This is a genomic window from Pseudomonas sp. GW821-FHT10C09, assembly GCF_059415465.1.
In genome coordinates, this window is record NZ_JBWKNG010000015.1 from 172,594 (window position 1) to 184,466 (window position 11,873).

11 protein-coding genes are annotated in these 11,873 nt (G+C 56.5%); 8 read left to right on the plus strand and 3 right to left on the minus strand.

Annotation, left to right across the window (positions count from 1 at the left end):
• Positions 1-70 precede the first annotated feature (70 nt).
• A complete protein-coding gene (mqo, locus tag AC07N8_RS17605; RefSeq protein WP_493145083.1) occupies positions 71-1,717 on the plus strand; it encodes a malate dehydrogenase (quinone) in 1,647 nt (548 codons plus the stop codon).
• 181 nt (positions 1,718-1,898) lie between these two features.
• Entirely contained in the window at positions 1,899-2,300 is a 402-nt protein-coding gene (locus tag AC07N8_RS17610) for a GFA family protein (RefSeq protein WP_493145085.1), read from the plus strand.
• 235 nt (positions 2,301-2,535) lie between these two features.
• On the opposite strand, the gene AC07N8_RS17615 is transcribed toward AC07N8_RS17610, so the two are convergent.
• The gene (locus AC07N8_RS17615; protein WP_493145087.1) at positions 2,536-3,096 is read right to left on the minus strand and encodes a hypothetical protein; all 561 of its coding nucleotides are present in this window, start codon (positions 3,094-3,096) and stop codon (positions 2,536-2,538) included.
• Between the two features lie 600 nt (positions 3,097-3,696).
• Here AC07N8_RS17615 and AC07N8_RS17620 point away from each other — a divergent pair.
• Entirely contained in the window at positions 3,697-4,056 is a 360-nt protein-coding gene (locus AC07N8_RS17620; RefSeq protein ID WP_493145089.1) for a DUF6124 family protein, read from the plus strand.
• 206 nt (positions 4,057-4,262) lie between these two features.
• On the opposite strand, the gene AC07N8_RS17625 is transcribed toward AC07N8_RS17620, so the two are convergent.
• Positions 4,263-4,889, minus strand: coding sequence for a LysE family translocator (locus AC07N8_RS17625; protein WP_493145091.1), 627 nt, complete (start codon positions 4,887-4,889; stop codon positions 4,263-4,265).
• A 353-nt stretch (positions 4,890-5,242) separates the two neighbouring features.
• On the opposite strand from AC07N8_RS17625, the gene AC07N8_RS17630 reads away from it, so the two are divergent.
• From AC07N8_RS17630 to AC07N8_RS17640, 3 genes are all read left to right on the plus strand, one after another.
• Entirely contained in the window at positions 5,243-6,073 is an 831-nt protein-coding gene (locus AC07N8_RS17630; RefSeq protein WP_493145093.1) for an alpha/beta fold hydrolase, read from the plus strand.
• 159 nt (positions 6,074-6,232) lie between these two features.
• Positions 6,233-6,877: an HD domain-containing protein gene (locus AC07N8_RS17635; RefSeq protein ID WP_493145095.1), complete on the plus strand. Its 645-nt coding sequence runs from the start codon at positions 6,233-6,235 to the stop codon at positions 6,875-6,877.
• Positions 6,878-7,413: 536 nt separating this feature from the next.
• The gene (locus AC07N8_RS17640; RefSeq protein ID WP_493145097.1) at positions 7,414-8,817 is read left to right on the plus strand and encodes an MFS transporter; all 1,404 of its coding nucleotides are present in this window, start codon (positions 7,414-7,416) and stop codon (positions 8,815-8,817) included.
• 258 nt (positions 8,818-9,075) lie between these two features.
• On the opposite strand, the gene AC07N8_RS17645 is transcribed toward AC07N8_RS17640, so the two are convergent.
• Positions 9,076-10,095, minus strand: coding sequence for an AbrB family transcriptional regulator (locus AC07N8_RS17645; protein ID WP_493145100.1), 1,020 nt, complete (start codon positions 10,093-10,095; stop codon positions 9,076-9,078).
• A gap of 203 nt (positions 10,096-10,298) precedes the next feature.
• Between AC07N8_RS17645 and AC07N8_RS17650 the strand changes: the two genes are divergently transcribed.
• Both AC07N8_RS17650 and AC07N8_RS17655 read left to right on the plus strand, forming a co-directional pair.
• On the plus strand, positions 10,299-11,297 hold the full coding sequence (locus AC07N8_RS17650) for a bile acid:sodium symporter family protein (RefSeq protein ID WP_483843589.1): 999 nt from the start codon (positions 10,299-10,301) through the stop codon (positions 11,295-11,297).
• A 34-nt stretch (positions 11,298-11,331) separates the two neighbouring features.
• On the plus strand, positions 11,332-11,796 hold the full coding sequence (locus AC07N8_RS17655; protein WP_493145103.1) for a metallophosphoesterase family protein: 465 nt from the start codon (positions 11,332-11,334) through the stop codon (positions 11,794-11,796).
• The last annotated feature ends 77 nt before the right edge of the window (positions 11,797-11,873 follow it).

An 11,873-nucleotide genomic window follows, 5' to 3' on the forward strand; every position in this document is an offset into this window, starting at 1 on the left:
TATGCCGTGAACCAGGGGTTTTTGACATGAAGATGGAAGGGCGGATGGCGTTTTATCATAGGTGCTACAGATGTTTAAAAAAATGAACACGGCCCTGCTGGGGCTGGCTTTGTCGATGGGGATCACGTCCGCTCACGCGGAAGAGGCAAAGAAAGTCGATGTGCTGCTGATTGGCGGCGGCATCATGAGCGCAACCCTGGGTGTGTGGCTCAATGAGCTGGAACCCGGCACCTCGATGGAAATGATCGAGCGTCTCGACGGCGTCGCCCTGGAAAGCTCCAACGGCTGGAACAACGCCGGTACCGGTCACTCCGCCCTGGCCGAGTTGAACTACACACCGGAAGACGACAAAGGCAACGTACAGATCCCGAAAGCCGTTGAAATCAACGAAGCGTTCCAGATCTCCCGTCAGTTCTGGTCCTGGCAAGTTCAGCAAGGCGTGTTGAAAAACCCGCGTTCGTTCATCAACTCCACTCCGCACATGAGCTTTGTGTGGGGCGATGACAACATCAAATTCCTGAAGAAGCGCTACGAAGCCCTGCAAGCGAGCCCGCTGTTCGCCGGCATGCAGTACTCCGAAGACCCGGCTGTGATCAAGAAGTGGGTTCCGCTGATGATGGAAGGGCGCGACCCGAACCAGAAAGTCGCGGCCACCTGGACCCCGATCGGCACCGACGTGAACTTCGGCGAGATCACCCGCCAGTTCGTGGCGCACCTGCAAACCACGCCAAAGTTCGACTTGAAGCTGTCTAGCGAAGTGCAAGACATCACCAAGAACGAAGACGGCACCTGGCGCGTCAGCTACAAAAACCTGAAAGACGGCACTAAATCCGAAACCGACGCCAAGTTCGTGTTCATCGGCGCTGGCGGCGGTGCACTGCACCTGCTGCAGAAGTCCGGCATTCCTGAAGCCCAGGAATACGCAGGCTTCCCGGTTGGCGGCTCGTTCCTCGTGACCGAAAACCCGACCATCGCCGAACAACACCTGGCCAAGGCTTACGGCAAAGCCTCCGTCGGCGCACCGCCGATGTCGGTTCCGCACCTGGACACCCGTGTCCTGGACGGCAAGCGCGTCATCCTGTTTGGCCCATTCGCGACCTTCAGCACCAAGTTCCTGAAAGAAGGTTCGTACCTGGACCTGCTGACCACTACGACTACACACAACGTGTGGCCAATGACCAAAGTCGGCATCAAGGAATACCCACTGGTTGAGTACCTTGCAGGCCAACTGATGCTGTCTGACGAAGACCGCATGAACGCCCTGAAAGAATACTTCCCGAACGCCAAAGCCGAAGACTGGCGCCTGTGGCAAGCCGGCCAGCGCGTGCAAATCATCAAGCGTGATGAAGCGGCGGGTGGCGTGCTGAAGTTGGGTACTGAGATTGTTTCGTCGGCTGACGGCTCGATTGCTGGTCTGCTGGGCGCATCGCCGGGTGCATCGACCGCTGCGCCGATCATGCTGACCGTGCTGCAGAAGGTGTTCAAGGATAAGGTTGCTTCGCCAGCGTGGCAGGAGAAGCTGCACCAGATCGTGCCGAGCTATGGCACTCAGTTGAACGGCAGTCCTGAGAAGGTTGCGCAGGAGTGGGCTTACACTGCCAAGGTGTTGGAGCTGACTCCGCCGCCGGTGATTCCGCAGGTGGGGGCTCCGGTTGTTGCTCCTGGTGACGCGCCGAAGGCTCCTAAGGCTAATGCTGCTAGTGATATGGCTTTGTAAGTAGAAGGCCTTGTTAAAAGCCCACTGAACCGGTGACGGTCAGTGGGCTTTTTTGTGGGGGGTGGTTTTGTACGAGGGGTGGATTCAGATTATTTGACGGGCGGCGTTTAGCCAAAGCGGACAATCGAGTCACTAAATTGAGATGGTAGACTCGCGCATATCCACGGCTATGGGCGATAACATGGAATACACATATCGAGGAAGTTGCCTGTGCTCGACAGTCAGATATGAGCTGCTCACTTCACCAAAAGGAGTGAGTCATTGTCATTGCGGTCAGTGTCGCAAAGGCCACGGAGCTGCATTTGCGTCGTACGGCAGTGTTCTGCGTAACGCGCTACGGGTACTTGAAGGAGCTGACAGCATCGCAGCCTACGCATCTTCGGAGACAGTAGTGCGCGAATTCTGTGCGAAGTGTGGTTCGAACCTATTTTGGTCACGTAGCCAAGGCCAATTTGCCGACTGGATTTCGATCGCATTGGGGACTCTCGACACCGCCTTCATTCCTCACCAGCAAAAGCACATTCATACCGATGCCGCTGTTCCTTGGTATGTGTCATTCGAACATAGTCCTCAGAACGATTGACTGCCAAGGATGCAATTACTGGCGGTGATCGCAGGCAGCATGGGGCATGCTCCCAACTGATCAAACTTCGCCACTGCTTCGAGAACCTGCCGGGTCATCTTGCTTGATGGGTGATCGGCTTGGTCTGTTCAGTGATTGACGTTCGACTGGGATCAAAGGTGCTAAACCCTGGCTACTTCGGTGTAACAATCCTCGTAGCCTCAGGTCTGGACAGAAGAGTAGTGTCAGGAAATACCTAGTTCTTTAACGAAACTTGTTTGGCTTCGATTTTGAGATCACTGAGACGCTTAAGCATAGCGATGATGTTTACTCGAGCGGATCCCTCATTCGCCAATCGTAGACGCTTGATGCCTATAACGGAATCGCCGAAACCCGCAGTAAAAGGCGTTCGGATAATTTCACGCAAAATAACCTTGTTGGTAGTTGACTCTATTAACGTGTATTCCACTTCGCTGGTAACCTCAAAATCCAGTCCGAATATGGGCTGGTCAACGCGCAGCAAATTGGCACGTAGCGCATAGGAGGCTGATTCGTCGCCAAGCAAATTAGCGTTAGCAAGCGATTGCTTGAGTGCCGCGCCGAAGTCAGGGCTGTCGATTTCCGACGTCCATAGCGGGTTGGTTTTATCTCCGCCATTCACTTCGGAAAGCCGGACATTTTTTCTCAGCTGAGAGTCATAGGTGCTTGCCTTCGCTTGATCGGCAGATACTGACATGCCGGAAATTTGAGCGGGCGAGGCACAGCCACTGCAAAGAGCAATCAGGGATAAAACTAAAAGTAAGCGGAGGTACGTCATTCGAAAAATCCTTGTGATTGTATAAGTCCAAAGAGATCGCAGATGGTAGCACTTGGCCATTTTTGCAGCTACTTAACGAGTTAGCAGATACGGCAATTCGAAGCTCCCTGCGTTTGTCCTTTGGGGCCCGGATCCCCTCAGCAATCATGGATGATTGCCGTCTGATTCAAGAGATTAGATTTCTACCGCTTCCACCCCTCCGTAGGAAGTGCGTGCCAGCCTATTCAACAACTCTTGCGGGCACATGTTTAAAACACCCCCAGCGTTACGTCCTGAAAGCTACAAAACCTTGTGCCTTTGCCTACGGGTACGCCAGAATCCGCCGGCTTGTGCGCTTTTGGGTCACTCGGTAACTTGATTCGTGTCACTGCACATCAGTGATCGGGTTTCGCAGCCTGGGTAAACTCTAGACGCACAACGTCTACGTCCATGAACAGATGCTTCGTCAGGTCTGTCTCTCATGTCATGGCGGCTGTGCGTGGGAGACCTTCGGGTCTGCCGGGTTCCTAGAGTCCTGGTCTGCGAACCCGCGTACAGTTGCCACCTTATTTTTCGTTTCGCAGCGAATCGTGGCAGCTCCATTTCTCTAGGAGTTTCACCATGTTCAAGGTAACACCCAATCCACCGGACACCGATCCAGTGTCCCCGTACGAACCCGAGTCAAAAAAGCTTAACGAGGCGGCCGAACGCGCCCTCGACTTCCACTTTCCGTCGAACGCCGACATCAAAGCCAAACCTCGAACCCGCAGCACGCTGTTTTCCGTGGACCCGAAAGCCACAGCCGAAACCCTGGCGGTTTTTTTGGTCGAGACGTTGGCTTCGCTTGATGTGATGGTTCATCACTTGGTGGATCATCTGGAGGGGGAGGCGCGCTACGCGTTGCTGGGTATTTCAAACAGCATCATGGTGGCGGAGATCACGGCGAACGGGATGTTGGATAAGATTGAGCCGGGCGTGTAACCGGTGTTTTGTGGTGGAGCAATTTGTCGGATCGTAGTGCTTTGCCGTTGGGTAGCGTAGCGGAGCCGACAAAATGGGCCTGCTGCGCAGTCCAACGGGGGCAAGCCCCCTCGCCACAGGTTGTTCGTTGTTTCAGTAAAAAGCCCCGTTCCCTTTTGAGGGGGCGGGGCTTTATGCATTTCAGTGGTTGACTCGCCAAACCCGTCTCACTGCTGCTGAAAAGCAACCTTCACCCCAAGCGCAACAAACAACGTTCCGATTATTTTCCCTTCCCACCGACGCAACCTCGAGAGGCCTTTGATCAACTGGCTCAAGGGACGAATGCTGATGGAAATCAGGCTGGTATAGATCGCGCTCAGCCCCGAAAAAATCAAGCCAAGCACGGCAAACTGACTCAAGGACGAGCCAGATTCCGGGTGAATAAATTGAGGCAGGAACGCCAGAAAAAATAGGGCAGTTTTCGGGTTCAGTACCTCGGCGCCGACCGCTTGAAAATAGGCCTGGGTCGAACTCACGTCGGGCAGTTGCATCCGCACAGTGGCGCTGGATTTGGCAAAAAACGCGCGAGCGCCCAGGTAGATCAAATAGCAGGCCCCTGCGATTTTCACGACGTTAAACGCGATCGCAGACGTCATCAATATGGCCGACAGGCCCAGCGCAGCGCTCAGTGTGTGGATCAGATCACCCGACGCAATGCCCAGCCCGGTGGCAATCCCGACTTTACGTCCACCCTGAACAGTGCGTGTGATCACCAGCAGCACGGCGGGGCCCGGGATCAAGAAGAGTCCGATCACGACGGCTACGTAGGTCACGATAGAGGCCAGGTCAAACATCTCGGTTCACCTCAAGGCAGGGCAGGGCCACAGTTATCCTTAAATGAAATGCGAAAGCAAAGTTTATGCATGACCTGCTTCAAACCGACGGTTGTCATCGCACATCGCGTTTGATCTTCGCAATCCCCACATCCTGCCGTTGCCCCCCGCAAGCTCCATCTATCGTTTGAAAGTGTTGCTTCCTAAACGTCTTCTACACTGACCAAGCCTGTTCGTGGCCCATTGTTCACGACCGCAGGCCAGCAGCCTGTTGCACGTTTGTTGGTAACGCTTTCCAGCTTTTGCGAGTTGACTCAAGCACTAATGAGCACCCTGCAATCCCACACAATCCGGATCACGAGGGGGAACACGCCATGAACGCAATAACGACCAAAGACGGCACGCAGATTTTCTATAAGGATTGGGGGCCGAAAGACGCGACGCCCATCGTGTTTCACCACGGTTGGCCATTGAGCGCGGATGACTGGGACAACCAGATGATGTTCTTCCTGCTCAAGGGCTATCGGGTGATCGCGCACGACCGCCGCGGGCACGGGCGCTCGACCCAGACGTGGGAGGGCAATGAAATGGACACCTATGCCGCCGATGTCATCGAGCTGACCGATGCGCTCGACCTCAAGGGTGCGATCCATGTCGGCCATTCGACCGGGGGTGGTGAAGTCGCACGCTACACCGCGCGGGCCAAACCGGGACGCGTTGCCAAGGCCGTACTGATCAGCGCGGTTCCGCCCATCATGGTCCAATCGGAAAAGAACCCCGGTGGGTTACCCCTGGAAGTGTTCGACGGGTTCCGCTCGGCATTGGTCGCCAGCCGCACGCAGTTTTATGTGGATGTGCCGGCAGGACCGTTCTACGGTTTCAATCGACCCGGGGCCAAGGTCTCGCAGGGCGTCATCGATAACTGGTGGCGTCAGGGCATGATGGGCGGAGCAAAAGCTCATTACGACTGCATCAAGGCGTTTTCCGAGACTGACTTCACCGAGGATCTGAGGGCGATTGAGGTGCCGACGCTGGTGATGCATGGCGAGGACGATCAGATCGTGCCGTTTGCAGACTCTGCGCCGCTTTCGGCCAAACTCTTGAAGCACCCCACACTCAAGACGTACCCGGGCTTTCCTCACGGAATGCCGGCGACCAACGCGGATCAGATCAATGCTGATTTGTTGGCGTTTATTCGCGGTTGAGTACTGCGTCGTGACGGCTCCGTCCCCTTTGAGGGGGCGGAACCTCACGCGCTCATTGGCCAACTCAAAATTCGCAATATTGGCACTGTGTTCCACCCCGAGCGGCGTGTATTTTTTTACTTTCAGTGATCCCGACGCTAGACACAGGTGGATAAAACCGTGGCAACGAACGACCTTCTCAGCGTAAAAATCCCGGACAGCAAAATGGCCCACGAAGTGACGCAACTCATTCGTGACACCGAAAGCGAGTTGCTGTTTTCCCACTCCACGCGCGTCTATTTCTGGGGCGCTTTGCTCGGTCAACAAAAGGGCCTGACCTTCGACCCAGAGCTGCTGTACGTCGCCGCGATGTTCCACGATCTTGGCCTGACATCTGTCTATCAAGAGAGCCAGTTGCGCTTTGAAGTGGACAGTGCGAACGCCGCGCGCGACTTCCTGCGCAGCCATCATATTTTCGAAGGGGACATAGAGAAAGTCTGGAACGCCGTCGCACTTCATACGACGCCGGGTATACCGGAACACATGCATTCAGAAATTGCCCTGTTGCAGGCAGGGGCGGGAATGGATGTGGCTGGACGTGGCTTTGAGCAGTTCACAGACGAACAACGTGGGGCGGTCATCGCCCGCTATCCCCGTGGAACCGATTTCGCTCATAAGATGATCGACGAGTTTTATCAGGGGATGAAACATCGTCCTGGCAGCACATTCGGTACGTTCAACGATGATTTCCTGGCGTTCAAGGATCCGGGTTTTAAACGAACAAACCTCTGCAGCGTCATTCTCTGTTCGCATTGGGAGCACTGAGCAACGCGTCATCGTACAACGCGGCGATGATTCAATTCCCAGACATCCTGTCGACACCACCCGCCCATTCACACGGCTAGCGCTCCCACAGCTAGCAGCTTCTCTACGAATATCAAATCTCAATCCGCGCTAAATCCCCAGACAAACGGCCAACTTTCCGATTGACACCCCAACCCTTATCTCGATATAAAAGGCGCAGTTGTACGACGACAGACGAGACATCGGCTGTTGAAGCCTAAAAATAAAAAGAGTGTCGGCCCCATCATGAATCCATCTTGCGTACTCATTCCCCCCAGCGTCGCTCCCTCTGGCTTGATGTTGTCTGCTCGCGTGCCCGCGCGATCAGCGTCGTCGCAGTCCATTGTCCCGTCAAAGCGCTACTAGCACTCGTCCAACAGCATTTTGTTGAACGCAAGACACGGCTAACCCGACCAGCCTTGGCGCGGAATTCTCGCGTTTTGGCGATGCTCTACGACACAATTGATCTCGCTTGAAACCGAGAGATCATCACCATAATCCAATAATAAAGTGATGCCATGAATCTGAACGAGCCCATCAATGCGCAACGCGTCGGCCAGACGGTCGGCAAATACCGCTGGACGATCTGTGCACTGTTGTTTTTCGCTACCACCGTCAACTACCTCGACCGTCAGGTACTGAGTCTGTTGGCGCCGCAGCTGTCGACGCAATTTGGCTGGAGTAACACCGACTACGCCAACATCGCCTCGGTTTTCCAGTTTGTGTATGCGATTTCCATGTTGTTCGCCGGCCGCTTCGTCGACAAGATCGGAACCAAGAAAGCGTACATGTTTGCGATTGGCATCTGGTCCACCGGTGCGGTAATGCACGCCTTTGCGGTGCCTATGGGTGAGGGCATCGGCTTCCTGAGCAGTGCGCTCGGCCTCGCCGTGATCCCGGTTTCGATTGCCGGTTTCATGCTGTCGCGTGCCGTGCTGGCGATTGGTGAAGCGGGTAACTTCCCGATCGCGATCAAGGCGACTGCGGAATACTTCCCTAAGAAAGAGCGCTCGTTCGCTACTGGCATTTTCAACTCCGGCGCCAACGTCGGTGCGATCCTTGCGCCGATCTGCGTGCCGCTGATTGCCGGCATCTGGGGCTGGGAAGCAGCGTTCATCGTGATTGGTCTGTTGGGCTTCGTCTGGGTCGCGGTCTGGATCGCGCTCTACGAGAAGCCAGATCAACAGAAACGTCTGTCGGCCGAGGAACTGGCCTACATCCGTGCCGATGAGCCTGTGCAAGTGGTCACCCCGGAAGTCTCGGGTGTCGCTGCCAAAAAAGTATCGTGGTTCAAACTGCTGACCTACCGCCAGACCTGGGCGTTTGCCTTCGGCAAGTTCATGACGGACGGCGTGTGGTGGTTCTTCCTGTTCTGGTTGCCAACCTATCTGTCGGCGCAATACGAGATGAAGGGCGCGGCCATCGTTGCACCACTGGCCGTGTTGTACAGCATGACCATGATCGGCAGTATCGGCGGCGGCTGGTTCCCGAGCTACTTCATGGCGCGTGGCGACAAGCCGTATGACGGCCGTATGAAAGCCATGCTGGTGATCGCGCTGTTCCCGCTGGTGGTCCTGCTGGCGCAGCCGTTCGGCTACATCAGTTTCTGGGTGCCGGTGTTGCTGATTGGTGTGGGCGCCTCGGCGCACCAGGCGTGGTCGTGCAACATCTTCACCACCGTGTCTGACATGTTCCCGCAAAAAACCATCGCTTCGGTGGTCGGTATCGGCGGCATGGCAGGTGGTTTGGGCGGTGTGGTGATGACCAAGATCGGTGGTTACGTGTTCGACTACTACAAATCGATCAACGACATTCACACCGGCTACATGATCATGTTCGCCATCTGTTCGCTGGCCTATCTGGTGGCATGGAGCGTGATGAAAATGCTGGTGCCACGTCACAAGGAAATCACTGACCTGTAAAACGGCGGTCCGTGCTGTAGAAAGCCCCGTCCCACATCAGTGGGGCGGGGCTTTTTCGTTTCAGGCATCTGATCCGTATTTTTCCGGGTTATCTGACTCTGTAATGCACTCAGTTGCAGGCTCACAATGACGGCCTACCGCGAACTCAAAATGTAGGAGGCCTCAAATGGGCAAGATGGCAATTTTCCTCGGTGGATTTCTGGTGCTGACCATTCTGATTGGCGCACTGGCCACCATCTCTCCGACTTAATCCTTTCCTCAAACATCCTCCCGCCAGCGCCGCGCTTGCACGACCAGTGCCGGCGCAAAGTGCAGCACTACCATGCGCACCAGGTGATGGGTGAGGATGAACACAACATTCAGCCCGCCACTGAAGGCGACGAGTGCGATGGTCTCGATGGCGCCCGGCATGTAGGCCAGCCATAGCGACAACGGATTGCTGCCCAGAAACTGCCCGGCGATGCCGGCAAATGCGGCGGCGATCAGCAGCATCAGGCCGACCGACATCACGGCAGCACGGCCGTGATGCAGGAGTTCGCCGAAAGAGATGTCCTTGAATTTCGAGCCAATCAACGCGCCGAGCAACACAGTCGCGAAGTCGACACTCCATGACGGCATGTGAAAGCCCTGCAAGTAGCCGGACTTGAGGTAGACGCCCGTGAGCACGATGGCGGTGAGCATGAACGGTGCCGGCACGCCGACGTTCAGCAACAAACGACCGAGCAGCAGGCACAAGGCGATCAGCGACAGCAGGGGCAGCGCCATGCTCATGTCCAGCAGGCTGTTGTCGGCCACCGCAACGTTGCTCTGGCCGGGAATGCAGAAGCTGACGAGGAGGGTGATGGCGAGCAGTCGCACCAGATGCACGACAATCACTTTGCTGGACGCGCGTTCGGATTCGAGCAAGTCAAATATTGCCGCGAGTGCGCCGGGGTAGACCGCCAGCAGCGAATCCTTGCGGTTCCATCCGGCGATTTTCAGCAGCGCCAGACCGGCCACCGAGCTTTGCACCATCAGGCAAAACAGCATTAAACCGAGGCTGGGGAGCATGGCCGCGACGGTGTGGCTGTCCCACGCGGTAAACATCAGGCCGGTCGCGATCCCCAGTACGATTTGCACGTAGCCGAGGCCGAAACGCAGGGTAGGGGAGAAGTGCAGGCGACTGGCGATCAATGCCGACGCCAGGATCGACCCGAGCAACAGGCCATGGGGGATTCCGACGTATTGCAAGGCGGCGCCGACGCCGGTGGCGATCAGTAAACACAACAGGGTTTTCATGAGTCTTCCTTGATTCGTGAATGGCCGACGCTTCCATCCGGGCCGCCCTGTTTTCCCACTGAATGGCATCAAGCGTCAAGAACGATGATTGACTCGCTGGTCATGTCCGTTAGGCGACATCTCCTGGCTTACTAGCGTTAGTCGGTAGTCCGCAGAAGCGTTAGAGTCGTCGTCACGTTCCTGGAAAACCCGGATGCCCCACCATGACGCGCCCTCGCTTCCTGCCCGACAACTTCACCCTCACCCTGATCGGCGTCGTGCTGCTTGCCAGCTTTTTGCCCGCCAGCGGTCAGGTCGCGGTGGGTTTTGGCTGGCTGACCAACATCGCCATCGCGCTGCTGTTTTTCCTGCATGGCGCCAAACTGTCACGCGAGTCGATCATCGCCGGCGCCGGCCACTGGCGCCTGCATTTGCTGGTGTTCAGCCTGACCTTTGTGCTGTTTCCGCTGCTCGGCCTGGCGCTTAAACCGGTGCTGTCACCCCTGATCGGTGACAATCTGTACATGGGCATGCTCTACCTCTGCGCACTGCCGGCCACGGTGCAGTCGGCCATTGCGTTTACGTCCCTGGCGCGGGGGAATATTCCGGCGGCGATTTGCAGTGCGGCGGCGTCCAGCCTGTTCGGGATCTTTATCACGCCGTTGCTGGTGACGCTGTTGCTGAATGTGCATGGCGATGGCGGTTCGACGCTTGATGCGATTGTGAAGATCAGCGTGCAACTGCTGCTGCCGTTCATTGCCGGGCAGATCGCGCGGCGCTGGATCGGTGAATGGGTTGGGCGCAACAAGAGTTGGCTGAAGTTCGTCGATCAGGGCTCGATTCTGCTGGTGGTGTTCGGCGCGTTCAGCGAAGCGGTGAACGAAGGCATCTGGCAGCAGATCCCGCTGTGGGAACTGGCCGGGCTGGTGGTGGCGTGCTGCGTGTTGCTGGGGCTGGTGTTGGTGGCCTCGACGGTGCTGGGTAAAGCCTTCGGTTTCAATGTGGAAGACCGCATCACCATCCTTTTTTGCGGTTCGAAGAAAAGCCTGGCCACCGGTGTGCCGATGGCCCAAGTGCTGTTTGCTGGCAGCACCATCGGCGTGTTGATCCTGCCGTTGATGTTGTTCCATCAGATCCAGTTGATGGTCTGTGCGGTGCTGGCCCAGCGCTACGCCAAACGCCAGGAATCGGTTGCCGAACTGATGGCGCAAGTAGATCCTTGATCGCCTGAGTCTCAAGCGTCATCTGGAGCGGTGTATGAAGGTTGGGGTGATTTCGGATACCCATGGTTTGCTCCGCGCCGAAGCGGTTGCGGCGCTGCAGGGGTGTGAGCGGATCATCCACGCGGGTGACATCGGCAGCCGCGACATTCTCGATCAACTGGCGTTCATCGCTCCGCTGCACGTGGTGCGCGGGAACAATGACTTGGGCGAACCTTGGGCGGCAGATATCGAGGATCTGCTGCGTTTCGAACTGGACGGATGGGGCACGCTGCTGGTGCATGACATCGCCGATGTTCCGGCGTTGCTCGATGCTGACATCAAACTGGTGATCACCGGTCATTCGCATAAGCCGCGTATCGAATGGCGCGGTGAGCGTCTGTTCCTCAACCCTGGCAGCGCCGGAAGGCGGCGCTTCAAGCTGCCGGTGACGCTGGCGTTGATTGAGGTGCTGGAAACTTCGATAGAACCGCGCCTGATCTCGTTATTGGACACCCCCTAATCAAACTGTGGGAGCGAGCCTGCTCGCGAAGCGGTGTGTCATTCAACATCAATGCTGACTGATACACCGCCTTCGCG